Below are 24058 nucleotides of genomic sequence, written 5' to 3' on the forward strand. Positions count from 1 at the left end.
GAGTGTTTACTTCAGGAAGTCCGGCACGTCGAGTTCCTCGGCCGGGCTCTCCACGAAGGGCTGCCGGACCGGCTGCACCTGCGGCGGGACCGGCGGAGCGGTCGTGGTGGCCGGAACGTCGGCCGTGCGGGACTCCTCGCGGGAGGTCACCGAGCCGATGGTCCCGTACACGGGCCGGGTGGCCTGCCGCTCGGGCGCGGCCGGCGGGGTGCTCGGCGGGGTCGCCTTGACCACCGGCTCGCGGACGATGGCCGGCGGCTGGCCGCCGTCGAAGCCAGCCGCGATCACGGTGACCCGGACCTCGTCGCCGAGCGCGTCGTCGATGACCGCACCGAAGATGATGTTGGCCTCGGGGTGGGCCGCCTCGCTGACCAGCTGGGCCGCCTCGTTGATCTCGAACAGGCCGAGGTCGGAGCCACCGGAGATGGAGAGCAGCACACCGCGGGCGCCGTCGATGGAGGCCTCAAGCAGCGGCGAGGAGATCGCCATCACGGCGGCGGCCTTGGCGCGGTCCTCGCCCCGGGCGGAGCCGATGCCCATCAGAGCCGAACCGGCATCCGACATGACCGACTTGACGTCGGCGAAGTCGAGGTTGATCAGACCGGGGGTGGTGATCAGGTCGGTGATGCCCTGGACACCGGAGAGCAGCACCTGGTCGGCGGAGCGGAACGCGTCCAACACGCTGACCTGGCGGTCGGAGATGGACAGCAGCCGGTCGTTCGGGATCACGATCAGGGTGTCGACCTGCTCACGCAGCGACGCGATGCCATCCTCGGCCTGGTTGGCGCGGCGGCGGCCCTCGAAGGTGAACGGGCGGGTGACCACACCGATGGTCAGCGCGCCGAGCGAGCGGGCGATGTTGGCCACCACCGGCGCGCCGCCGGTGCCGGTGCCGCCGCCCTCGCCGGCCGTGACGAAGACCATGTCGGCCCCCTTGAGGACCTCCTCGATCTCCTCGCGGTGGTCCTCGGCGGCCTTTCGGCCGACCTCGGGGTTGGCGCCGGCGCCGAGGCCCCGGGTGAGTTCACGGCCCACATCGAGCTTGACGTCGGCGTCGCTCATCAGGAGGGCCTGCGCATCGGTGTTGATCGCGATGAACTCGACGCCCTTGAGACCGACCTCGATCATCCGGTTGATGGCGTTGACACCACCGCCGCCGATACCGACGACCTTGATGACTGCGAGGTAGTTCTGCGGTGCTGCCACGTCGAAGGCCTCTCGCCTCGAGTTCCGGGGTCGGCTTCCCCCTGTCGTGAAGGCCGACGGATGTCGATGGGTGGGAAGCAGGGTTTCAGCACTGAATGTCCGAAATGCCGACCACCGACCCGTACCCTAAACTTGAGGTTTAGGGTTACCGCTATGCCTGCGTCACATCACCGTGGGACACAGTCCGGTGACACAGGACAGTAGGTCGCATCTGGCCCGTGTTCAACGAACACGCCGAGCTTCCCGTTTTTCTTTTGAGCCTATGTGATCATCGACCGCCCGGTGAAACCGGGGGGTGGACCACCCAGGGTCGAGGCGGAGCTGTGACTGCGTCAACACCACCCTCGGGAAGAGAACTTACCGGATCAAGAGGACACCGCTGGGGCGTCTGGCGCACTCACGTCATAATTCGTCCCCTGCTGCCCGAGCAGCGCGGTGAGCACGACGGCCTTGCGAGCGGTGCGCTCCGGGCTCCCCCAACGGACCGCCGCACCCCCGCTGAGCTGCAGTCGGATGTCATCGTACGAGTGAATCTGAAGCGCGCCCGTCCGCTTGGCGACCTCCGGCGGCAACCCTGCGGCGACCGTCACCGCGGCCCTCAGCAGGGACGTACGGTCGATCACCGCGATGGAGTCGTTCGCCTGCTGACTGAGTGCCAGTTCCAGCAGCGGGATGCCCGCCGGGGGGCTCGGTTCGGTGGCGAAGCTCACTCCGTCGGCGTCCACCTGGGAGAAGCTGCCATTCGGGTTCTTGACCGCCGCGACCGGTTTGCGTTCCACCAGCTTGACCTGGAGGGTGTGCGGCCAGCCCCGCCAGATCTCGGCCCTGGCCACCCGGGGGAGCTTCTCCACCCGGTGCTCGGCCTCGGTCAGGTCGACCCGGGCCAGCGGCCCGTGCTGGAGCCCGCCGAGCGCCTCACGGACCTGGTCGTCGGTCAGCTTGCCGCTCTCCAGGCCCTGGACCGCGACCGAGCGCACGTCCAGGACCGAGGAGAAGAAGACCAGCCAGCCGAACGCCCCCAGCACCAGCACGCCGAGGACGCTCAGCACCACGATGCCCCGCCGGGAGAGCCGGAGTCCGGGGACGGACTCCGGCTCCTCGTCCAGCGGGTCGTGGACCGGGCCGTCAGCCACGGCGGCGGCCGCCCCGGGATGCCTCGATCGCCTCGTAGACCATGCCGACCAACAGCTCGTCCGCGTCCCGGCGGCCGAACTCGGCGGCGGCCCGGCTCATGTCCCAGAGCCGGCGCGGGTCGGTGAGCACCGGCAGGACGTTCTGCAGCACCCAGTCGGGGGTGAGCTCGGCGTCGTCCACCAGCAGGCCACCGCCGGCCTTGACCATCGGCTGGGCGTTCAGCCGCTGCTCGCCGTTGCCGATCGGCAGCGGGACGAAGGCAGCGGGCAGGCCGACCGCGGCCAGCTCGGCGACGGTCATCGCGCCGGCCCGGCAGAGCATCATGTCGGCGGCGGCATAGGCGAGGTCCATCCGGTCCAGGTACGGCACCGGCCGGTACGGCGGCATCCCGGGGATGTCGTCGACGTGCGGCAGCTCGTTCTTGGGGCCGACGGCGTGCAGGATCTGCACGCCGTACTGCTGCAGGCGCGGGGCGATCGCCTGCACGGTCTCGTTCAGGCGGCGGGCGCCCTGCGAGCCGCCTGAGACCAGCAGGGTGGGCAGCCGCTGGTCGAGGCCGAAGTAGTGCCGGGCCTCGGGACGGACTGCGTTGCGGTCCAGGGTGGCGATGGTGCGGCGCAGCGGGATGCCGATGTAGCGGGAGTCCCGGAGCTTGGAGTCGGGCGTGGAGACCGCGACGAAGTCCGTGTAGCGGGCGCCGATCTTGTTGGCCAGACCGGGGCGCGCGTTGGCCTCGTGCACCACGATCGGCACACCGGCTCGCTTGGCGGCCAGATAGGCGGGCATGGCGACATAGCCGCCGAAGCCGACCACCGCGTCGGCCTGGACCCTCTCGATGATGTCCTGGGCTGCGCGGACCGTCCCGCGCAGTCGGCCCGGGACGGTGATCAGCTCGGGGGTGGGCTTGCGTGGCAGCGGGACGGCCGGGATCAGCGCGAGCTCGTAGCCGCGTTCGGGGACCAGCCTGGTCTCCAGTCCGCGCTCGGTGCCCAGGGCGGTGATCCCGCAGGTCGGGTCGTGCCTGCGGAGGGCGTCCGCGAGGGCGAGGGCCGGCTCGATGTGACCGGCGGTCCCGCCGCCGGCGAGTACGACATGCACCGAAATTCACCGCTCCCTGCGCGCCGGCCGGGGAGCAGGGCGCGCTGTGGTTCGTCGTCGTGGCAGCACCCGGGCCAGGAGTGCCCTGGACCGGGAGTTCTTGCTCCGGGCGGCCAGAGCCGCCTTCGCCCCCGGGGTGTTGCGTGCGAAGCAGAGCAGCACCCCGATGGCGCACATGGCCGACAGCATGGCGGAGCCGCCGTAGGAGAACAGCGGGAGCGGGACGCCCGCGATGGGCAGGAGTCCCAGCGCCGACCCCAGGTTGATCATGGCCTGCGCCATGATCCACGTGGTGGCGGCACCCGCCGCGTACCTGACGAAGGGGTCCTTCGTACCGAGGGCCACACGGATACCCGCATACCCTAGTGCCGCGAAGAGGCCCAGTACTGACAGCGTCCCCACCAGGCCCAGCTCCTCACCGGTCGCGGCGAAGATGAAGTCGGTGTGCGCCTCGGGTAGTTGACCCCATTTTTCCACGCCCGCGCCCAGTCCGGATCCGAACGGGCCGCCGGCCGCGAAGGCGTACAGTCCGTGCAGCGCCTGGTAGCAGTCGACGTTTGAGTCCGGCGGCGGGCTGGTGACGCCGACGCAGGCCAGCCGGTCGAGCCGGTGCGGCACCGTGATCACCAGCGCGGTGCAGGCGACCACGGCGATGCCCAGGGTCGCGCCGAACAGCCGCAGCGGGGCCCCGACCATCCAGAGCAGGCCGAAGAGCATCGCGATAAGGATCATCGTGGTACCCATGTCGCCGCCGAGCATGATCAGCAGCATCAGCAGCACGGTACCGGGAACCAGCGGCACCAGCAGGTGCTTCCACTGGTCCAGCAGCTTGCCCTTCTGCTTGCGGGCGAGCAGGTCGGCGCCCCAGAGCACCAGCGCCAGCTTGGCGAACTCGGAGGGCTGGATCTGGAAGAAGCCCAGGTTGATCCAGTTCCGGTTGCCGTTGACCTCCATGCCGATGCCCGGGATGGCGACCAGCACCAGCGCCCCGATCACGCAGATCAGCAGCGGGTAGACCAACCTGCGCTGGAGCTTCGCCGGCATCCGGGCCAGCAGCACCGCCAGCACCACCCCGAGCAGGGCGGCGATCAGCTGCTTGCGGAAGAAGAAGGTGATCGGCAGGTGCCGCTGCATCACCAGGATCTGCGAGGAGGAGAACACCATCACCAGGCCGAGCACCATCAGCAGCAGCGTCGAGCCGAGGATCAGGTAGTACGGCGTCAGCGGCCGCCCCATGGTGTAGCGGAAGCGGTCCCTGAAGGCCCGCAGCCGGGCGATCGGGCCCGCAGACTTGAAGGTGGTGGTGGTCGCCGAGATCAGCCGCAGGCGGGAGCCCGTGCGCACGGGTGGAGCGGCTGTACCGGCCCTGCCCTCACCCGCCACGGCGGTTCCCCCTCACACCACCCGTGGGCGACGAGCCGCGGGTACCGTCAACGGCACCCGCGGCTCGCGCGCCCTACTTCCGCAGATCCTGTACGGCCGCGGCGAACAGATCGCCGCGCTCGCCGTAGTTGGTGAACATGTCCATCGAGGCGCAGGCCGGAGCCAGCAGGACGGTGTCACCTGATCGGGCGAGTTTGGCGGCCTCGCGGACCACCTCGGTCATCGCCACCGCGCCAGTCTGGCCCGTGGCCGCCTCGATCACCGGGACATCCGGCGCGTGTCGCGCCAGCGCCTCGCGGATCAGCCCCCGGTCGGCGCCCATCAGGACCACCGCGCGCAGCCGCGGTGCCGCGCCCTGAACCAGCTCCTCGAAGGTCGCCCCCTTGGCCAGGCCGCCGGCGATCCAGACGATCGGCTCGTAGGCGGCCAGCGAGGCGGCTGCCGCGTGGGTGTTGGTGGCCTTGGAGTCGTCGATGTACGTGACCCCGTCCACCACCGCCACCTCGGCGATCCGGTGGGCGTCCGGACGGAAGGCCCGCAGGCCGTCCCGGACGGCCTTGGTGTCCACCCCGTAGGCCCGGGCCAGGGCCGCGGCCGCGAGGGCGTTGGCGACGTTGTGCGGGGCGGGCGGGTTGACGTCCCCGACCGAACCGATCTCGGCGGCGTTCTTCTGCCGGTCGGGCACGAAGGCCCGGTCCACCAGCAGGTCGTCCACCACGCCGAACTGCGACAGGCCCGGCGAGCCCAGCCCGAAGCCGATCGCCCGGCAGCCCTCCTCGACGTCGGCCTCGCGGACCAGCGCCTCGGTGGCGGGGTCCGCCAGGTTGTAGACGCAGGCGACCTGGTTGCCCCGGTAGATCCGGCCCTTGTCGGCGGCGTACGCCTCCATCGAGCCGTGCCAGTCCAGGTGGTCGGGTGCCAGGTTGAGCACGACGGCCGAGTGCGGGCGCAGCGAGGGCGCCCAGTGCAGCTGGTAGCTGGAGAGCTCCACCGCGAGGACGTCGTACGGCTCCTCGGCGAGCACCGCGTCCAGCACCGAGACGCCGACGTTGCCGACGGCGGCGGTGCGCTTCCCGGCCGCGGTCAGGATGGACGCCAGCATCTGGACGGTGGTGGTCTTGCCGTTGGTGCCGGTGACGGCCAGCCAGGGGGCGGGCTCTCCGGTGGACGGCAGCGGCCGGCGCAGGTGCCAGGCCAGCTCGACGTCGCCCCAGATCTCGACGCCCGCTTCGGCGGCGGCCAGGAACAGCGGGCTGTTGGGCGGCCAGCCGGGCGAGGTGACGATCAGCCGGGTCCCCTCGGGCAGGCTGCCGCCGTCGCCGAGCCGGACCCTGACGCCCAGCCGCTCCAGCTCGGCGGCGCGGGCGCGCAGGCCCTCGCCGTCGCCGCCGTCGACCACCGTGACCTCGGCGCCCAGGTCGCGCAGCACCCGGGCCGCGCTGATCCCGGAGACGCCCAGGCCGGCGACGGTGACCGGCAGGCCGTCCCAGACGTATTCGGTCATCCGGTCACCCATCCCGCGTAGAAGAGGCCGAGGCCGACCGCCACGCAGAGGCCCTGGATGATCCAGAACCGGACCACGATCAGCACCTCGCTCCAGCCCTTGAGCTCGAAGTGGTGCTGCAGCGGGGCCATCTTGAAGACACGCTTGCCGGTGAGCCGGAACGAGCCGACCTGGATGATCACCGACAGGGTGATGATCACGAAGAGGCCGCCGAGCAGCGCCAGCAGCATCTCGGTGCGGGAGCAGATCGCCAGACCGGCCAGCGCGCCACCCAGGGCCAGCGAGCCGGTGTCACCCATGAAGATCTTGGCGGGCGAGGTGTTCCACCACAGGAAGCCGAAGCAGGAACCCATCAGGGCGGCGGCCACCACGGCGAGGTCCAGTGGATCGCGGACGTCGTAGCAGTTGGCGGTGGCGGTGATCATCGAGGCGCAGCGCTGGCCGTACTGCCAGACGCCGATGAAGGTGTAGGCACCGAAGACCATCACCGAGGCACCGGTGGCCAGACCGTCCAGGCCGTCGGTGAGGTTCACGCCGTTGGACATCGCGGCGATCATGAAGTAGGCCCAGATGACGAACAGCACCGGGCCGACCGACCAGCTGAAGTCCCGGACGAAGGACAGGTGGGTCGAGGCCGGGGTGAGCCCCCGGTCGTCCTTGAACTGCAGCGCCAGGATCGCGAAGGCGAGACCCACGAAGGACTGGCCGAGCAGCTTCGCCTTGGCCCGCAGGCCCAGCGAACGGCGCTTGACCACCTTGATGTAGTCGTCCAGGAAGCCCACCACGCCGAGTCCCGCGGTCAGGAACAGCACCAGCAGACCGGAGTAGCTGGGCTTCTCGCCCGTTATCGCCTTGGTGGCGAAGTAGGCGATCAGCGTCGCCAGGATGAAGGCGATGCCGCCCATGGTGGGCGTGCCCTTCTTGCTGTGGTGCGCCTTGGGGCCGTCGTCGCGGATGTACTGCCCGTAGCCGTTCTTGGCCAGCAGTTTGATCAGCGCGGGGGTGCCGAGCAGGGACAGCACCAGGCCGATCATGCCCGCGAACAGGATCTGCTTCATCATCGGGCGTCACCGTCCGCGAGCAGCGCCTCGGCGACCCTCTCCAACCCCACCGAACGCGATGCCTTCACCAGCACCACGTCCCCTGGTTGCAGCCCCGCCCGCAGCAGCTCGATCGCCGCGTCCGCGTCGGACACCAGCACCGACTCCTCACCCCACGAACCTTCGTTCCTCGCGCCGAGTTCCATACACGCCGCGTCGCGTCCGCCGACCGCCACCAGCTTGGTGACGTCCAGCCGGACCGCGAGCCGCCCGATGGCGTCGTGCTCGTCGAGGCTGTCCTCGCCGAGCTCCCGCATCTCGCCGAGCACCGCCCAGGTACGGCGGCGCTCCGGGCCTCGGCCACCGATCGACACCAGAGCCCGCAGCGCGGCCCTCATGGACTCGGGGTTCGCGTTGTAGGCGTCGTTGACGACGGTGACTCCGTCGGCCCGGTCGACGACCTCCATGCGCCAGCGGGACAGCGCACCCGCCTCGCCCAGGGCGGCGGCGGTGTCGTCGACGGACATTCCGAGCGCCACCGCCACCGCAGCGGCGGCGAGGGCGTTCGAGACGTGGTGCTCACCGTACAGGCGCAGCTGAACACTTGCGGAACCGGCCGGGGTGATCAGCGTGAACGATGGACGCCCGGTGGAGTCCAGACGAACGTCCGCCGCCCGGACATCGGCCTCCGGGTGCTCACCGAAGAACAGCACCCGGGCCTCGGTGCGCTCGGCCATCGGCCGCACCATGGGGTCGTCGGCGTTGAGCACCGCGACGCCTTCGGGGGCGAGTGCCTCCACCAGTTCACCCTTGGCCTCGGCGATCGCGGCCTTGGATCCGAACTCGCCCAGGTGCGCGGTGCCGATGTTGAGCACCACGCCGATCCGCGGCGGCACGATCCCGGTCAGGTAGTCGATGTGGCCCTTGCCGCGGGCGCCCATCTCCAGCACCAGGTGCCGGGTGGAGTCCTCGACCCGCAGCGCGGTCAGCGGCATGCCGATCTCGTTGTTGAACGATCCCGGGGGGAACACCGTCTCGCCCCGGCGCCGGAGCACCTGGGCGATCAGGTCCTTGGTGCTGGTCTTGCCGGCCGAGCCGGTGATCGCCACCACCTCGGTGCCCTCGGCCCGGTCCATCACCGCGCGGGCCAGTCGGCCGAGGGCCGCCACCACGTCGTCCACCAGCACGGCCGGGACGCCGACCTGACGGGTCGACAGCACCGCGACGGCTCCGGCGGCCACCGCCTGCTCGGCGTAGTCGTGGCCGTCCACGTGCTCGCCGAGGATGGCCGCGAACAGTCCGCCGGGGCGCAGCTGCCGGGAGTCCACCTCGACCGGGCCGGTCACCAGGGCCTGCGGATCGGCGGCGTCCAGGGTGCCGCCGACGGCGGTGGCGATCTCTGCCAGGGTCAGTGCGATCACTGCTGCTCCACTCCGTTACTCGCCCGCTCGCCTCCGGGCGCTCCTGCCCCGGTGTCGGCGCTCTTCGCTTCGGCGCTCGTTCCCCGCTCGCCGCTCGCCGCTCCGGCAGGGCCGATCAGCGGCTCCGCCGCGGTCGCCGCGCCCTTGGGCTCGGGGCGGGTGGCGTGCACGATGGCCTCGCGCAGCACCTCGCGGTCGTCGAAGGGACGGATCTCGTCCCGCACGTACTGGCCCAGCTCATGGCCCTTGCCGGCCACCAGGACGGTGTCCCCGGCGTGGGCGCGGGCGACGGCGTCCGCGATGGCCTCGGCCCGGTCCGGGACGACCAGCACCTCGCCGCGCTCGGCCTCGGGCACGCCCGCAGCGCCGGTCAGCATGGTGGCGAGGATCGCCAGCGGGTCCTCGGAGCGCGGGTTGTCGCTGGTCAGGACGGCGGTGTCGGCGAGCCGGGCGGCGATGGCGCCCATCGGGCCGCGCTTGTGCGGGTCGCGGTCACCGCCGCAGCCGACCACCACGTGCAGCCGGCCCTTGGTGATCTCGCGCAGCGACTTCAGGACGGCCTCCAGGGCGTCCGGCTTGTGCGCGTAGTCGACCACGGCGACGTACGGCTGGCCGGCGTCCACCCGCTCCAGACGGCCGGGCACGCCCGCGATCGAGGCCACCCCGGCGACAGCCGCCTCCAGCGGCACCCCGGCGGTGACCAGGGCGGTGATCGCCCCGAGCGCGTTGGCGACGTTGAACGGCCCCGGCAGCGGCACCGAGGCGTCGGCGGCGGCGCCGTCCGGGCCCAGCACCCGGAAGGTCGAGCCGGCCGGGCCGAGCTGGACGTCCACGGCGCGCCAGTCGGCGTCCTGGTCGCCCGCGGCGGAGAAGGTGGTCATCGGGATCGGCGCCTCGCCGGCCAGCCGGCGGCCGTAGGCGTCGTCCAGGTTGGCCACGCCGCGGCGGGCCTTGTCCGGCTGGAAGAGCCGGGCCTTGGCCCGGTAGTAGTCCTCCATGTCCGGGTGGAAGTCCAGGTGCTCGGGCGTGAGGTTGTTGAACAGGGCGACGTCGTAGACGACCCCGTCCACCCGGCCGTAGACCAGCGCGTGGCTGGAGACCTCCATGACCACCGCGTCGGCGCCGCGCTCGCGCATCACGGCGAGGATGGCGTGCAGGTCGGTGGCCTCGGGGGTGGTCCGCTCGCTCTTGATCCGCTCGGTGCCGACCCGCATCTCCACGGTGCCGATCACGCCGGGCACCAGGTCGGCGCCGCGCAGGCCGCCCTCCACCAGGTACGAGGTGGTGGTCTTGCCGTTGGTTCCGGTGAGGCCGATGGTCAGCAGCTGCTCGCTGGGCCGCCCGTAGATCGCGGCGGCCAGTAGGCCCATCACGGCGCGCGGACTGTCCACCACCAGCAGCGGGACGCCGGTTGCGGCGGCCAGCTCGGCGCCGGTGCGGTCGGTCAGCACGGCGACGGCTCCGGCGGCCACCGCCTGGGCGGCGAAGGCCGCGCCGTGGTGGTTGGCACCCGGGAAGGCCACGTACACGTCCCCCGGGCGCACCGCGCGGGAGTCGTGGGTGATGCCGGTGACCAGCGCGCCCTCGACGGGCTCCAGGCCCAGCAGACGGGCGACCTCGGCGAGCTCAGTCGCCGCCGGGCTGGTCGGGCGGGGCGGGGTCACGTTGGTTTGATCGGGTTTCGGCACGGCGGGAAGGCTATCTGCCGATGGGCCCCCAGGGCCAAACCGGGCCGTTCCGTTACATTCGCTCGACCCGCCCCGGGGCGCTTCGAACCGGTCCCGACGCCCGTCGCCTCCGCGCTCCGCGCTCTCGGTGCCGGCGCGCCCTTCGGCTCGCCGGGCACCCACGGCACCCGGCAGGGGCTGCGACGTCGGGTCGGGAAGGGGGTCTGGACGGTGGTTCATCAGGGCTTCCAGTCGACGGGCAGGTTGGGCGGCTCGCTCCCGCTGGGCGCGGCGTGCAGGGTCTTCAGAGTGAACTCCATCACCTGCTTGAACACCGGACCGCAGAGCTGGCCGCCGAAGTGGCCGTTGACCGGGTCCTGGATGACGCAGGAGACCGTCACCCTGGGCGCCTCCGCGGGGGCGAAGCCGATGAAGGAGGCGGTGTAGCCGGAGTACTTGCCGGTCTTGGGGTCGACCCGGTTGGCGGTGCCGGTCTTCCCGGCCACCCGGTAGCCCGGGATCTGCGCCGCGCCGCCGGTCCCCTGCTCATCGGAGACGACCGACTCCAGCATCTCGGTGAGGGTCTTGGCGGTCTCCGGCTTGACCACCTGGGTCTGCTCCCCGGCCGGTGCCGGCGTGTACCGGCCGTCGGGTCCGGTGGTTCCGGCGAGCAGGCTGGGGGTCACCCGTACTCCGCCGTTGGCGATGGTGGAGAACACCGAGGTGGCCTGCAGTGCGCTGACCGACAGGCCCTGGCCGAACGGGACGGTGTACTGCTGCGACCCGCTCCAGGTCTCCGGCTTGGCCAGGATGCCCCTGGTCTCGCCGGGGAAGCCGAGCCCGGTGGGCTGGCCGATGCCGAAGCGGTGCAGGTAGTCACCGAGGATCCGGTTGGACTCCTGCTGGGTCTTGCCCAGGTGCTCGGCGGCCTCGATGGTCCCGATGTTGGACGACTTGGCCAGCACCCCGGCCAGCGTCAGGTACCAGGTGGGGTGGTCGATGTCGTCGTGGAAGACCCGGTCGGAGCGCTGCAGCGTGTTGGGCACGGTGACGTGGGTGTCCCACTTCGCCGAGCCGGTGTCCAGCACGGCGGCCATGGTCATCAGCTTGGCGGTGGAGCCCGGCTCGTACGCGTCCTGGACGGCCGCGTTGCCGAGCTGGTCCGCCTTGGCCGCGCGCAGGTTGTTGGGGTCGAAGCCGGGCGAGGTGGCCATGGCCAGGATCTGGCCGGTCTTCACGTCCTGGACGACGACATAGCCCTTCTCCGCACCGGCGTTGGCCACCTGGTCAGTGATCGCCCGCTGCGCCGCCCACTGGATGTCCCGGTTGACGGTCAGCCGCAGGTCCAGCCCGGGCACCGGCAACTGCTGGCTGCCGCCCGCGGAGGTGGGCACCACCCGGCCGGCCCCGGAGGCGTAGGTGACCCGGCCGTCCCTGCCCGCCAGCTCCTTCTGGTACTGGAGCTCCAGGCCGCCGGTGCCGACCCCGTCGGAGTTGACGAAGCCGACCAGGTTGGCGGCCACGCCGCCGGCCGGGTAGACCCGCTGCTTGCTGTCGGTGAAGCCGAGGCCCACCAGCGGGTTGACGCAGGCGCTGTCCAGGTACTGGCGTCCGCCCTGCTCGGCGGGCTTGCCGAGGAGCGCCCGCTGGGCCCGGCACTCCTTGGTGTCGGTCTGCTTGGTGAGCGAGGCCCGCAGATCGGTGATCTGCTTCTTGACTTCGGGGCTCTGCCGGGGGGCGAGCATCACCCACTTGGTCTTCGGGGTGTGCAGGGCCGCGGCCAGCTGGTCCTTGCTGCGGCCGAGGATGGGGGCCAGCAGCGCGGCGGCCTGCTCGGGGGCGTCCGGGATCCTGGTCTTGTCGGGGGGGTAGAAGGTCGGGTCGGCGACGACGTCGTAGGCGTCCACGGTCGTGGCCAGGGCGACGCCGTCCGAGGACGTTATCGATCCGCGCTCGGCGGAGAGCTTGGCGTAGTAGTACTGGTTGGCGCCCGCCGCGACGGCCAGCGTGTCCGAGTCGAGCAACTGGAGCTGGACCAGCCGGCCCGCGAAGATCGAGAAGACCAGGGTCAGCGCGACGGTGATCAGCCGCAGCCGGCGGCGCGAGTCCCCGAGCCTGACCGTACGCGGCTGCGGCCGGCCGGCCGGCCGGCGCGACTGCCCAGCCGATGGACGGCGTTGCTCAGAAGTGCGCTGGCGTGGTGCGCGCGGGCGCTCACCCGGATTGCGCGACGGTGTACGGGCCGCACCGCGCGCCGGGTTGCGGCGCGGATCGCTGGCGGGCGGGCGGGCGCCGGCGGGACGCTGCGGCTTGCGGTCACCGGAGCCGCGCGAGGGCTGACGGGGCGTACTCATCGCGGCGAACCTCCGGCGGGGGATGACGGGGTGGCGGGCGGTGCCGGGTCGATCTGCACCGTGCCGTCCCCGACGGGACTCGGCGAGGGCGAGGGCGACGCGGAGGCGGACGCGGAGGCGGACGGCTGGGCGGTCCGGTTCTGCTGCTGCCACAGCTCGGTGCCGGAACGCTTCACCGGCGGGCTGTCCTGCGCTTGGCCCGACTTGCCGAGAACCTTCCCGTCGTCCTGCAGGAAGGCGGGATCGCCGCCGGGCACCATGCCCAGCTCACGGGCCCGCCGCTCCAGCGCATCCGGTGCCGAGGCCTGGTCGATCTGCTGCTGCAGGGTCTGCTGCTGGTCGGTCTGCTCGGTGGTCTGCTTCTGCAGCCGGGAGAGCTCGAAGGAGCCCTCGTTCAGCGCCGTGTTCAGCATCAGCAGCCCGAGCAGCCCGCCCGAGAGCAGCACCACCAGCAGCACCGCGAACGGTGTCCGCCCCCGCACCGGCCGCCGCCCGGGGCGGACGGTGATCCGCGCTTTCCCACCCTGACCGGGCAGCATCCTGCCTCCCCGGACCCGTCCCTGCCCGCCCACGGGCAGGCGGGGCCCACCACCGGCCACCGGCACCGCACTACTCCCTCGCCGCTCTCCCCCCGGCCGGAATCAGGCCCGAGTCTCCCTGATCCTCTCCGCCACGCGCAGCCGTACGGGCGCGGCGCGCCGGTTCTCCTCGATCTCCTCCTCCGTGGCCAGCTCGGCACCCCGGGTGAGCAGCTTCAGCCAGGGCTGGTGCTCCTCCGGGACGAACGGCAGGCCAGGCGGGGCGGTGCTGGTAGCACCTGCCGCGAAGTACTGCTTGACCAGGCGGTCCTCCAGCGACTGGTACGACATCACCGCGATCCGGCCGCCCAGTGCGAGCACGCCCAGCGCACCGGGGATGGCCCGGTCCAGGACCTCCAGCTCGCCGTTGACCTCGATCCGCAGCGCCTGGAAGGTCCGCTTGGCCGGGTTGCCCCCGGTCCGCCGGGTGGCGGCCGGAATGGCGTTGCGCACCAACTCCACCAGACGCGCGCTGGTGGAGAACGGTTCCTTCTCCCGCTCCCGCACGATCACCGAGGCGATCTTCCCGGCGAACCGCTCCTCGCCGTAGACCTTGAGGATGCGGGCCAGCTCGCCGTGGCTGTAGGTGTTCAGCACCTCGGCGGCGCTCAGGCCGCGGGACTGGTCCATCCGCATGTCCAGCGGCGCGTCCTGCGCGTAGGCGAAGCCACGGTCGGCCTCGTCCAGCTGCATCGAGGAGACGCCGAGGTCGAACAGGATGCCCTGCACCTCGGAGATCCCGAGTTCCGCCAGCACCCGCGGGATCTCGTCGTACACCGCGTGCACCAGGGTGGCCCGGTCGCCGAAGCGGGCCAGCCGTTCGGCGGAGAGCTTCAGGGCGACCGGATCGCGGTCCACGGCCACCAGCCGGACCTCGGGGAACTGTGTGAGCAGCGCCTCGCTGTGCCCGCCGAGGCCGAGGGTCGCGTCCACCACCACGGCACCTGGGGTGGAGATCGCGGGTGCCAGCGCGTCCATACAGCGCTGGAGCATCACCGGGACGTGCTTGGGTGCCGAGTTCTCGCTGCTCATCCCACCATTCTGGACCACCGGGCGAGAACGACACGCACGCCGCCCCTGGTCCCCGCCCGCTCGCCTGGGGAAGGAGTGCCGCCCGGCACCGGGGAAGGTGCGCCAGGAGGCACGGAGCGGGTGGAGGCCACAGGCGGCGTACGGAGCGCACCGACCGGCCGGAAAGGCACGGTTGACGGAGCGTGACACCGGTGCTTCACTTCGCCGCAACTCTATCGCGCCGAGGTGGTCAGTCAATCGTCCTCGACGGCGCACCACCCGGCCGGAGGTATCGGTTCTCCGCAGGTCGGCGGGGGTGCGACCGGCTTCGCGCGCGGTGGACCGGCACCCCCGGCGAGATGCACGCCGCGCCCGGCGCGCGCCGGACAGAACGGGACAGAACCGGCTGAGTCACCCGAATGGTCGAGCGCATTCCGCTATGCCCTCTATCACACCGCCCAAGAAGGGGCAGTCCTCTTCCACCATCGGGTGGGAAATCCTATTACCGTCGTCGGCATGACAGTGACCCCTGACCGGCCCAAGCCGTCCGCCGCTGCCGAGCCCGCCCCCACCGTCACCGACCGCTTCGTCGAGGCCAACCGCGCCTACGCGGTCACCTACCGCGACGGCGGTATGGACGCCCGGCCCGTGCAGAAGGTCACCGTGGTGGCCTGCATGGACGCCCGGCTCGACCTGTTCGCCGCGCTCGGCCTGGAACTCGGCGACGCGCACGTGATCCGCAACGCCGGCGGCGTCGTCACCGACGACACCATCCGCTCGCTGACCATCAGCCAGCGTGCGCTCGGCACCCGCTCGATCGTGCTGATCCACCACACCGGCTGTGGCCTGCTCGCCCTCACCGAGGACTTCCGCCGCGAGCTGGAGCTGGAGGTCGGCCAGCGCCCGCAGTGGGCCGTCGAGGCCTTCGTCGACCTGGACGGCGACGTCCGCCAGTCGATGCAGCGGGTGCGCACCTCCCCGTTCCTGCTGCACACCGACGACGTCCGGGGCTTCGTCTTCGACGTCCACACCGGCCTGCTGCGCGAAGTCCACTAGCCCGGCCGCTCCCGCCGGCCCGGGCCGGCGGGAGCGCGCTCGCCCCGGGGACGAACCGGGACAGTGCTCGCGTCTCGCCCTCCCGAGTGACTTTCAGCCGTCCGGCAGGGAAGAATGCGCCTGCAGGCTGCCCCGCACCACCTGGGGCTGCCTGACCGCGCCACCGGCCCGCACCGGTTCTTGGGCTGGTCCTCCAGGTCCCAAGGTCCTTTCCGGAACCGCACCGGAACCGCACCGGAACCGAAGTGGCGGCAGGCCGCGTGATCGGGGTGGGGCCGGACCCGGAACGAGGTCCGGCGACTGGGCCATGGGAGCTTACGGGTGACGACCTATAACGGACAGACCTCCACCGTCCGCGCGGAGGCCCCGCGTCCGGCCGGACTGCACGAGCTGGGTGCGGTGGCGGATCGGGTCCGCGCCTCGGTGGAGAGCGTCATCGACGGCAAGCCGGAGGCGGTCCGGATCGCGCTGACCGTGCTGCTGGCCGAGGGGCACCTGCTGCTGGAGGACGTCCCCGGCGTCGGCAAGACCATGCTCGCCAAGACGCTCGCCCGCTCGCTCGACTGCTCGGTCCGCCGGATCCAGTTCACACCCGACCTGCTGCCCTCCGATGTGACCGGCACCAGCATCTTCGACCAGCAGCGAATGGACTTCGAGTTCCGCCCGGGCGCCATCTTCGCCCAGATCGTGGTCGGCGACGAGATCAACCGGGCCTCTCCCAAGACCCAGTCCGCGCTGCTGGAGTCGATGGAGGAGCGCCAGGTCACCATCGACGGCACCAGCTACGAGCTGCCCTCCCCGTTCATGGTGATCGCCACCCAGAACCCGGTCGAGATGGAGGGCACCTACACCCTGCCCGAGGCCCAGCGCGACCGCTTCATGGCCCGGATCTCGATCGGCTACCCCAGCCCCGAGGCCGAGTTCGCCATGCTCGACCACCACGCCGGCGCCAACCCGCTGGACGACCTGCGGCCGGTCGCGCACGCCGACGACATCCTCAAGCTGATCGACCTGGTCCGCACGGTGCACCTGGCCGACCCGGTCCGCCGCTACGCCGTCGACCTGGTCGCCGCCACCCGCAACCACCCGGAACTGCGCCTCGGGGCCTCCCCCCGGGCCACCCTGCACCTGGTCCGCGCCGCCCGGGCGGCCGCCGCGCTGGACGGCCGCGAGTACGTGCTGCCGGACGACATCCAGGCACTCGCCGTCCCCGTCCTGGCCCACCGTCTGCTGCCCACCGCCGAGGCCCAGCTGGGCCGTCGCAGCGCCGAGCAGATCGTCCTCGACCTGGTGGCCCGGCTGCCGATCCCGCGTCCGCAGGGGCGCGGCTGAGGTGTCGAAGGCCGACAAGCCGTCAGGCCTGCGCACCGGCCTGCAGGGTCTGACCACCAGGGGCCGCTCCTTCCTGGCCGCCGGGATCACCTCCGTCGTGTGCGCGTACGTCTTCGGACAGGAGACCCTGCTCCAGGTGGGCGTCCTGCTGGCCGCGCTGCCGCTGTGCGCCGCCGCCCTGCTGCTCCGCACCCGCTACCGGGTCGCCGGCGGTCGGCGGCTCTCCCCGCACCGCGCCACGGCAGGCCAGGAGGCCCGGGTGCACCTGCGGCTGGACAACGTCTCCCGGGTCCCCACCGGACTGCTGCTGCTGGAGGACCAGGTCCCGTACGTGCTCGGGCCGCGCCCCCGCTTCGTGCTGGACCGGGTCGAGCCGCACGGCTTCCGGGAGGTCTCCTACCGGGTCCGCTCGGACCTGCGCGGACGCTACCCGCTCGGACCGCTCCAGCTGCGGGTCGCCGACCCGTTCGGGATGTGCGAGCTGACCAGGTCCTTCGTCGCCTCGGACATCCTCACGGTGGTGCCTCAGGTACAGCCGCTGCCCCCCGTACGGCTGGCTGGCGAGTCGGCCGGCCGGGGTGAGAGCAACACCCACACCCTCGCGCTGGCCGGTGACGACGACGTCATCCCGCGCGAGTACCGGCACGGCGACGACCTGCGCCGGGTGCACTGGAAGTCCACCGCCCGGTACGGCGAGCTGATGGTCCGCCGGGAGGAGCAGCCGCTCAGGGCCCGCGCCACCGTGCTGCTGGACACCCGGGAGTTCGCGCACCGGGGCAGCGGCCCCGCCTCCTCCTTCGAGTGGGCCGTCGGCTGCGCCGCCTCGGTCGGCGTCCACCTGCTGGAGCTCGGCTACCGGACCCGGTTGCTCACCGATACCGGCAGCTCCGTCGCCGGCGCCGAGAGCTCCGCGGCCACGGTCGGCGAGTCGGCCGGGCTGCTGCTGGACGCGCTGGCCGTGGTCGAGCACTCCGACGGCGGCGGTTTCAGCCGCGCCGAGGACGTGCTGCGGTTCGGCGGCGAGGGCCTGCTGGTGGCCGTCCTCGGCGACCTGGACGAGGACCAACTCACCCGGCTCTGCAAGCTCCGCCGCCGGACGGGTTCCGCGATCGCCTTCGTGCTGGCCGTCGAGACCTGGTCCGGGCTGCGGGCGATCCTGCCCAACGCCCCCGACGACCGGACCGCCCGGCGGATCCGGCTGCTCCGCGAAGCCGGCTGGACCGTCCTGCCCGCCGTGTCCGGCGACTCGGTGCCCGACCTCTGGCGCCTCGCCGACCGCTTTGCCCAGGGCTCCCCGGCACGGGGCCCCTACCGAGACGAGGTCGGTTCGTGACCACCCGGGCCAAGTTGACGCTCCACTCGGCGCTGGCCGTCTCGCTGACGACACTCTGCCTGACCCCGTTGGTCAACCAGAGCGCCTGGTACCTCGCCGCGCTCGTGCAGATCGCCGCGGTCGCCGCGGTCGGCGCCGGTCTGCGCCGCCTCGCCCTCTCCCGGGCGCTGGTGGTGCCGCTCCAGTTGCTGGCCGTGCTGTACCTGCTGATGTTCGTCACCGTCGCGTCCTCGTTCACGGCCGGTGTGCTGCCGGGTCCCAAGGCGATCGATGCGGTCGGCACATTGGTGGCCGACGGGGTCTCGACGATCCGGGAGTACACGATCCCGGCGCCCTCCTCGCCCGGGCTCCGGCTGATCCTGGTCGGCTCGGTCACGCTGATCGCCGTCCTGGTGGACGCGCTCGCGGTGACCTTCCGGCGGGCCGCCGCCGCCGGCCTGCCGCTGCTCGCGCTCTACTCGGTCGGGACCGGTCTGAACCCCACCGGACACTCCTGGTTCTGGTTCCTGCCGGCGGCCGCCGGCTACCTGCTGCTGCTGCTCTCCGAGGGCCAGGACCGGCTGTCCCGCTGGGGCCGGGTCTTCCGCGGCAGCGGGCGGGGCGACGGCCGTCCGCTGTCCCACAACGGCCACCGGGTCGGGCTGCTCGCCCTGGTGTGCGCGCTGGTCCTCCCGGTGTTCGTCCCGCAGGGCAGCCTCGGCCTGATCGGCAAGAACCCGGGGGCGGGCAACGGCCCCGGCGGCGCCGGACGGATCACCTCGCTCAACCCGGTGGTCACGCTGACCGCCAGCCTCAACCGGCCGGACAACGTCGAGATGTTCAGCTACACCTCGGACGCCAGCAACGCGAACCAGATGTACCTGCGGATCAACTCACTGGACGACTTCGACGGCGTCGAGTGGAAGTACTCCGAGCAGCCGCTGCAGCCCCTTCCCAGGCCGTTCCCCACACCCGAGGGCCTCGGGCCGGCCGTACCCACCACCCCCGTCTCCACCACCGTCACGATCTCCGACAGCCTCAGCACCGACACCCTGCCGATGCCCTACCCGGCCGACACGATCACGGTGCCGGGCCGCTGGCGGTACGAGCCCGGCACCCGCACGGTGGTCGCCGACACCGGCCAGCAGAGCAACGGTCTGAAGTACCAGGTCGACAGTCTGGACATCGAGCCGAGCCCGACACAGCTGCGCTCGGCGGGACCGGCGCCCGCCGACTTCGCGCAGAAGTACCTCCAACTGCCGCCGGGCCTTCCGGCCGTGGTCGCCGAGACCGCCTGGAAAGTCACCGCCGGGAAGACCAACGCCTACGACCGCGCGGTGGCCCTGCAGAACTGGTTCAACTCCCCTGAGTTCCACTACAACCTGCAGGTTCCCGCCGCCACCGGCAGTGACGCCATCGTGCGGTTCCTGCGGGACAAGACCGGCTTCTGCGTCCACTTCGCGGCCACCATGGCCGCCATGGCCCGCACGCTCGGCATTCCCGCCCGGGTCGCCGTCGGGTTCGTCCCCGGCAGCGACCAGGGCAACGGCCACTACGTGGTGCACGCGCAGGACTACCACGCCTGGCCCGAGCTGTACTTCCACGGCGCCGGCTGGCTCCGGTTCGAGCCGACTCCCAGCCGGGGCGGCGCCCCGGGCTACTCCCAGGAGCAGACCGCACCCGCGTCCAGCGCCCCGTCCGACCGGCCCTCCGCCGAACCGACCGCCAGCGCCTCGGCCTCGCCCAGCACCGGCAGCGCCTGCAACGCGCTGCAGCGCCGCGCCGGGGACTGCGCGGACCGGAGCAGGACCGCGCCGCGCACCGCGGCGGCCACCTCGTGGTGGCTCGGCTGGCAGGCCCTGGCCTCCTTCGCGGCGGGTCTGCTGGTCCTCACCCTGCTGGCCACGCCGATGCTCTGGCGCCTGAGGCAGCGCCGCCGCCGCCTCGGTGCCGGCCGGCACCTGCCCGGCGGCCCGTCCGCCGAGCCGACCGAGCAGCAGGTGCTGGCCGCCTGGGAGGAGTTGATCGACACCGCCTGGGACCTGGGGATCCCGCCCGACGAGACGCGCACCCCGCGTCGCGCGGTCGAGCGGATCGCCGAGACCGGGCGGCTGGACGGGACCGCCGCGGCCGCCGCCGGCCGGGTCGCCCTGGCCACCGAGCAGGTGCTCTACGCTCGTCTTCCGCAGCCCCGGTCCGCGGTGGGGGCGGACGTACGGACCGCCGCGGCGGGCCTGCGGGCCGCCGCCGGGCGGCGCGACCGGGCCAGGGCCGTCCTGCTGCCGCCGTCCTCGGCGCGCCTGGGCTGGCGGTTCCAGGACCGGGCCGCCGCCGTCCGGGACGCCGTCGGACGAGTCTCCGACCGCCTGATGGCGCCGTTGCGCAGGCGGTAGTACCGGAACGGGTGAGGGCGGGCAGTCCACCGACTGCCCGCCCTCACCCGTATGTCCAGATCACCGACCGGCTAGCTAGATGCCGTTGTGCTCATCCCTGCGGCGCTGCCAGCGCTGCTCCATCCGGTCCATCACACCGGCCTTCCGGCGCGGGGCCGGAGCCGCCTTCGGGCCCGCTCCGTGCCCGCCGGGGCTACGCCTCCACCAGGTGACGGCGAGGACCGCGCAGCCCAGCATCACCAGGAACCCGACGACGCCCACCCAGACGTACTGAGCGACCATGCCCCCCATCAGGAGGCCGACACCCACGACGAACCCCGCGGCGGCCAGGTAGACCTTCCGACGGGTGTAGGTGCGCAGCCCGGTTCCCTCGAGCGCTGACGCGAACTTGGGATCTTCTGCGTACAGCGCTCGCTCCATCTGCTCGAGCAGTCGCTGCTCGTGCTCCGAGAGCGGCACGGAGTCCTCCTACTCGTCGGTCGCGGGGCGACCGGTCCGCCACCCCTGGCTCGGCCCTGTGTGGTCCATATGCCCCATGGTTCTGGCTGTCATGCTTTCCGGCTTTACCCAGATCATACGGTCCCAGGGGCCGGGTACGGGACGGTCGGGCGCACGTGGCTCCGGCCGCGTACGCGTGTGCCTCCCGTACGGTGCCCAACGGCGCAGCGCCTGGACAAGTGCCCGGAACGAAGGAATCCTTCGCGGTTGCGGTCGAATGGTCAGGCGAGCGAGGCGAGAAGGTGCAGCTGGGTGGCCACGGCGTGGAACGCGGGCTCCCCGGCCGCAGCCTGCTCCAGCTTGAGCAGCGCCTCCATCGCGCCGGGCTCGGTGTCCACCAGGACCCCGGGGACCAGGTCGGCGAAGACCCGTACGCCGTGCACCGAGTCCACCCGCAGGCCAGCGGCGCGGGCCAGCCGGCCGAGCTCCTCGGCGCTGAAGCGGCGCGGCATCGGGTCCTGCTCGCCCCAGCGGCCGTCGGCGGCGTCCAGGGCGGCCCTGGCCTCGGTGAAGTGCCCGCCCAGGGCACGGGCCAGCACGGCGCCGTTGCGGTTGGCCGCGAGCAGGCTCACCAGTCCACCCTTGCGCAGCGTCGCGGTGAGGTTGCCGAGCGCCTCGGCCGGGTCGTCCACCATCTCCAGGACGCCGTGGCAGAGCACCGCGTCCACACTGGCCGGGTCGACCACCTCGGGGAGGGTCTGGGTGTCGCCCTGGACGGCGCGGACCAGGTCGGTGACGCCCGCCTCGGCGGCCCGGCGCTCCAGCGCGAAGAGCGCGTCCGGGCTCGGGTCGACCACCGTCACGCGGTGGCCCAGCCGGGCCACCGGCACGGCGAAGTTGCCGGTGCCACCGCCCGTGTCGAGCACGTCCAGCACCGGCTGGTCCAGTTCGGCGGCCCGGCCTTCCAGGGCCGTCTTCACCACCTCCCACACCACGGCGGTACGCAGGGCGCTGCGGGGACGCGTCGGGTACAAGACTGGAGCTCCTCGTGGCGGGGGTTCGCTGATGCCCCCACCTTAGTCCGCCCGGCCCCTGCGCAATCCCGTCCCACCCCGGCCACATCGGCTGCACGAGGCGTCCGCGGCGCGGACCCGCCCGCGACCAGCTAGCGCCGCGTGTCGTCCTCCTTCGCGGCGGCCCGGCGGTCGAGGTTCGGCGGCCGGGCCGGCGGCTCGGGGTACAGGCCCAGCAGGCGCTGCACGATGCGGTGGTAGAGCGCGGTGTTGCGGATCAGGTCGTCCGCGTCGCGCGGGCCGGCCGCACCCCGGATACCCGCCTCGGCGGCGGCCCGGCGGCGGGCACCGGCCGCGAAGTACACGGCCCACTCGGCGAGTTCGGGGGCGACCTCGGGCAGCACGTCCCAGGCGCTGCGGATGGCCCGCCGGCGGCGCGGGTTCTTCTCCGGCCGCCCGCGCACGGCGAGCACGGCCGCGGTGGCGCGCAGCGCGGCCAGGTGCGCGGCGGCGTACCGCTCCAGCGGGTCCTCGTACTGGCGGGCACGGACGAGGGTCAGGTCCGCCTGGCGCAGCAGGTCCAGGGCGGCGGGCGGGGCGGCGGCCCGGCGCAGTACCGGGTGGATGTCGGCGCCCCGACCCTGCGCTGCGGGGCTCTGTGGCGCGGGGCTCTGGGCCGGAGGGTTCTGGGGCGCAGGGCTACGAGGGTCGGCGGCTGGGCGGTGGGTGATGGTCTCAGGACGGCTGATGGTCATGGCATCCCCCGGTCCGAAGCGGGTGGCGCGGGCCGGGTGGCCCGTGCGATTCCATCCTGAACGGCACCACTGACAATCCGTCTGCCGTTTCGTCCGCACAGGCTCCGCCGGGTCCCCGAGGAGCGCACGGATCCGGTCACCGCCCGCGGCCCGGCGGACAACGGCAAGGGCGGTCCCGCCCGGCCGCCCCGACTCCCCCGTCGGCCTGCCGTGCGGAACCGCCCCGCCCGTCAACCGGACGCACCCGGCGCTACGGCCCGGCACTGCCCGGTACTCCCCCCGGCACTCCCCCCACCGGCCGCCCTCCCCACGACCCCGCTCCGCCGCCCCGTACCGGCGGTGCGCGGCCGTCGTCCGGCCGGTTCACACGGCTCCGCAGCGGGCCGCATCGTTGCCCCACACGGCCGATGGACCCGGAACCGCCACCGGGCGCCGCCTGTTCGAAGGCCGTCGTCCCGATGCCGTAACTATGCCGGTTTCCGCAGGTCGGAGGCCATCCGATCGGGTACTCAAGTCGGGAACTGAGTATCCGTACTCAATTCCCGGCGACCGCCCGGCGGGCTGGAACCGGCCGGCACCCGGCGGCGTCCTGAGAACCCGGGCCGTCCGTGCGTCCCGATACGGTGTGGCCCGAACGTCGGACATGGGTTCCAAGGGGGATCGCGAAAGTGGGCATCGTCCCGTTGATCTTCACCAGCGGCTGGGCGAGCGGGATCAACGCCTACGCCGTGGTGATGCTGCTCGGCCTGCTCGGACGCTTCGCCGGGGCGGAGTCGGTGCCGCCGGTGCTGGAGCGCACCGATGTACTCGTCGCCGCGACCGTGCTGTTCCTCTGCGAGGCGGTCGCCGACAAGATCCCGTACGTGGACACGGTGTGGGACGCGATCCACACCGTGATCCGCCCGATCGCCGGTGCGACCGTGGCCGCGCTGCTGGCCAGCGCCCACCCGGGTTCGCTCGGCGAGGTGGCGGCCGGTGCGGTGGGCGGTACGACGGCGCTGGTCAGTCATCTCATCAAGGCCTCACTGCGGATGGCCGTCAACACCTCTCCGGAGCCCGCCAGCAACATCGCCGTCAGCCTGGTCGAGGATCTCTCGGTGGCCGGCCTGGTCACCCTGGCGATCTTCCACCCGTGGTTCGCCGCGTCCATCGCCGCGGTCCTGCTGGTGGTCGGCGTGGTGCTGGTCTGGTTCGCCGTCTCCCGGATCCGCGCATTCCGCCAGCGGCGCCGTGAGCGAAAGGCACAGCGGACCGCCGCGCGGCAGCCCCAGCCGCTCGGCGCGGGACGCCCCTGAACCGCCCGGCCACCGACCGCCGAGGGACGGAGCCGGAAGGAGCCGCCGGGCAAGACCTAGGATCAGGT

At 72.4% G+C, this 24058-nt stretch carries 19 protein-coding genes; 5 read left to right on the forward strand and 14 right to left on the reverse strand.

Translation table 11 applies throughout. The features are described 5' to 3' along the window. Positions 1–6: 6 nt before the first annotated feature. From ftsZ to rsmH, 11 genes are all read right to left on the reverse strand, one after another. A complete protein-coding gene (ftsZ, locus tag ABD369_RS00275; protein ID WP_344634076.1) occupies positions 7–1206 on the reverse strand; it encodes a cell division protein FtsZ in 1200 nt (399 codons plus the stop codon). 365 nt (positions 1207–1571) lie between these two features. Next, a complete protein-coding gene (locus tag ABD369_RS00280; RefSeq protein ID WP_344634077.1) occupies positions 1572–2339 on the reverse strand; it encodes a cell division protein FtsQ/DivIB in 768 nt (255 codons plus the stop codon). After that, the gene (gene murG / locus ABD369_RS00285; protein ID WP_344634078.1) at positions 2332–3438 is read right to left on the reverse strand and encodes an undecaprenyldiphospho-muramoylpentapeptide beta-N-acetylglucosaminyltransferase; all 1107 of its coding nucleotides are present in this window, start codon (positions 3436–3438) and stop codon (positions 2332–2334) included. The genes ABD369_RS00280 and murG overlap by 8 nt, the downstream gene beginning before the upstream one ends. A 6-nt stretch (positions 3439–3444) precedes the next feature. Then, positions 3445–4821, reverse strand: coding sequence for a putative lipid II flippase FtsW (gene ftsW / locus ABD369_RS00290; protein ID WP_425557498.1), 1377 nt, complete (start codon positions 4819–4821; stop codon positions 3445–3447). A 73-nt stretch (positions 4822–4894) separates the two neighbouring features. Beyond that, a complete protein-coding gene (gene murD / locus ABD369_RS00295) occupies positions 4895–6325 on the reverse strand; it encodes a UDP-N-acetylmuramoyl-L-alanine--D-glutamate ligase (protein ID WP_344634079.1) in 1431 nt (476 codons plus the stop codon). After that, positions 6322–7383, reverse strand: a complete 1062-nt coding sequence (mraY, locus tag ABD369_RS00300) for a phospho-N-acetylmuramoyl-pentapeptide-transferase (RefSeq protein ID WP_344634397.1) — start codon at positions 7381–7383, stop codon at positions 6322–6324. The genes murD and mraY overlap by 4 nt, the downstream gene beginning before the upstream one ends. Continuing rightward, the gene (locus ABD369_RS00305) at positions 7383–8786 is read right to left on the reverse strand and encodes a UDP-N-acetylmuramoyl-tripeptide--D-alanyl-D-alanine ligase (RefSeq protein ID WP_344634080.1); all 1404 of its coding nucleotides are present in this window, start codon (positions 8784–8786) and stop codon (positions 7383–7385) included. The genes mraY and ABD369_RS00305 overlap by 1 nt, the downstream gene beginning before the upstream one ends. Next, entirely contained in the window at positions 8783–10474 is a 1692-nt protein-coding gene (locus ABD369_RS00310) for a UDP-N-acetylmuramoyl-L-alanyl-D-glutamate--2,6-diaminopimelate ligase (RefSeq protein ID WP_344634081.1), read from the reverse strand. Before ABD369_RS00310 ends, ABD369_RS00305 begins: the two co-directional genes overlap by 4 nt. A gap of 218 nt (positions 10475–10692) precedes the next feature. Further along, the gene (locus tag ABD369_RS00315; RefSeq protein WP_344634082.1) at positions 10693–12807 is read right to left on the reverse strand and encodes a peptidoglycan D,D-transpeptidase FtsI family protein; all 2115 of its coding nucleotides are present in this window, start codon (positions 12805–12807) and stop codon (positions 10693–10695) included. Further along, on the reverse strand, positions 12804–13346 hold the full coding sequence (gene ftsL / locus ABD369_RS00320; RefSeq protein ID WP_344634083.1) for a cell division protein FtsL: 543 nt from the start codon (positions 13344–13346) through the stop codon (positions 12804–12806). The genes ABD369_RS00315 and ftsL overlap by 4 nt, the downstream gene beginning before the upstream one ends. A 102-nt stretch (positions 13347–13448) precedes the next feature. Further along, positions 13449–14417 carry a 16S rRNA (cytosine(1402)-N(4))-methyltransferase RsmH gene (gene rsmH, locus ABD369_RS00325; RefSeq protein ID WP_344634084.1) on the reverse strand — a complete coding sequence of 323 codons (969 nt, stop codon included), beginning with the start codon at positions 14415–14417 and terminating at the stop codon, positions 13449–13451. A 495-nt stretch (positions 14418–14912) separates the two neighbouring features. Between rsmH and ABD369_RS00330 the strand changes: the two genes are divergently transcribed. The 4 genes from ABD369_RS00330 (at position 14913) to ABD369_RS00345 (ending at position 20489) form a co-directional block, all read left to right on the forward strand. After that, positions 14913–15452, forward strand: coding sequence for a beta-class carbonic anhydrase (locus ABD369_RS00330; protein WP_344634085.1), 540 nt, complete (start codon positions 14913–14915; stop codon positions 15450–15452). A gap of 381 nt (positions 15453–15833) precedes the next feature. Then, positions 15834–16784 carry an AAA family ATPase gene (locus ABD369_RS00335; RefSeq protein ID WP_344634398.1) on the forward strand — a complete coding sequence of 317 codons (951 nt, stop codon included), beginning with the start codon at positions 15834–15836 and terminating at the stop codon, positions 16782–16784. A 1-nt stretch (position 16785) separates the two neighbouring features. Further along, positions 16786–18117: a DUF58 domain-containing protein gene (locus ABD369_RS00340; RefSeq protein ID WP_344634086.1), complete on the forward strand. Its 1332-nt coding sequence runs from the start codon at positions 16786–16788 to the stop codon at positions 18115–18117. Then, positions 18114–20489: a transglutaminase TgpA family protein gene (locus ABD369_RS00345; RefSeq protein ID WP_344634087.1), complete on the forward strand. Its 2376-nt coding sequence runs from the start codon at positions 18114–18116 to the stop codon at positions 20487–20489. Before ABD369_RS00340 ends, ABD369_RS00345 begins: the two co-directional genes overlap by 4 nt. Positions 20490–20564: 75 nt before the next feature. On the opposite strand, the gene ABD369_RS00350 is transcribed toward ABD369_RS00345, so the two are convergent. From ABD369_RS00350 to ABD369_RS00360, 3 genes are all read right to left on the reverse strand, one after another. Further along, positions 20565–20948, reverse strand: coding sequence for a DUF3040 domain-containing protein (locus ABD369_RS00350; RefSeq protein ID WP_344634088.1), 384 nt, complete (start codon positions 20946–20948; stop codon positions 20565–20567). Between the two features lie 260 nt (positions 20949–21208). Then, positions 21209–21961: a methyltransferase domain-containing protein gene (locus ABD369_RS00355; RefSeq protein ID WP_344634089.1), complete on the reverse strand. Its 753-nt coding sequence runs from the start codon at positions 21959–21961 to the stop codon at positions 21209–21211. A 131-nt stretch (positions 21962–22092) separates the two neighbouring features. Further along, entirely contained in the window at positions 22093–22695 is a 603-nt protein-coding gene (locus ABD369_RS00360; RefSeq protein ID WP_344634090.1) for an SAV_6107 family HEPN domain-containing protein, read from the reverse strand. A gap of 668 nt (positions 22696–23363) precedes the next feature. On the opposite strand from ABD369_RS00360, the gene ABD369_RS00365 reads away from it, so the two are divergent. After that, positions 23364–23990 carry a DUF4126 domain-containing protein gene (locus tag ABD369_RS00365; protein ID WP_344634091.1) on the forward strand — a complete coding sequence of 209 codons (627 nt, stop codon included), beginning with the start codon at positions 23364–23366 and terminating at the stop codon, positions 23988–23990. The last annotated feature ends 68 nt before the right edge of the window (positions 23991–24058 follow it).

Source organism: Kitasatospora cystarginea (assembly GCF_039533515.1).
Lineage (GTDB): Bacteria > Actinomycetota > Actinomycetes > Streptomycetales > Streptomycetaceae > Kitasatospora > Kitasatospora cystarginea.

Coding starts and splice junctions, on each gene's coding strand:
- murD (WP_344634079.1), bottom strand. CDS start 6,325: ATGACCGAATACGTCTGGGACGGCCTGCCGGTCACCGTCGCCGGCCTG.
- mraY (WP_344634397.1), bottom strand. CDS start 7,383: ATGAAGCAGATCCTGTTCGCGGGCATGATCGGCCTGGTGCTGTCCCTG.
- ABD369_RS00315 (WP_344634082.1), bottom strand. CDS start 12,807: ATGAGTACGCCCCGTCAGCCCTCGCGCGGCTCCGGTGACCGCAAGCCG.
- ftsL (WP_344634083.1), bottom strand. CDS start 13,346: ATGCTGCCCGGTCAGGGTGGGAAAGCGCGGATCACCGTCCGCCCCGGG.
- rsmH (WP_344634084.1), bottom strand. CDS start 14,417: ATGAGCAGCGAGAACTCGGCACCCAAGCACGTCCCGGTGATGCTCCAG.
- ABD369_RS00330 (WP_344634085.1), top strand. CDS start 14,913: ATGACAGTGACCCCTGACCGGCCCAAGCCGTCCGCCGCTGCCGAGCCC.
- ABD369_RS00360 (WP_344634090.1), bottom strand. CDS start 22,695: ATGACCATCAGCCGTCCTGAGACCATCACCCACCGCCCAGCCGCCGAC.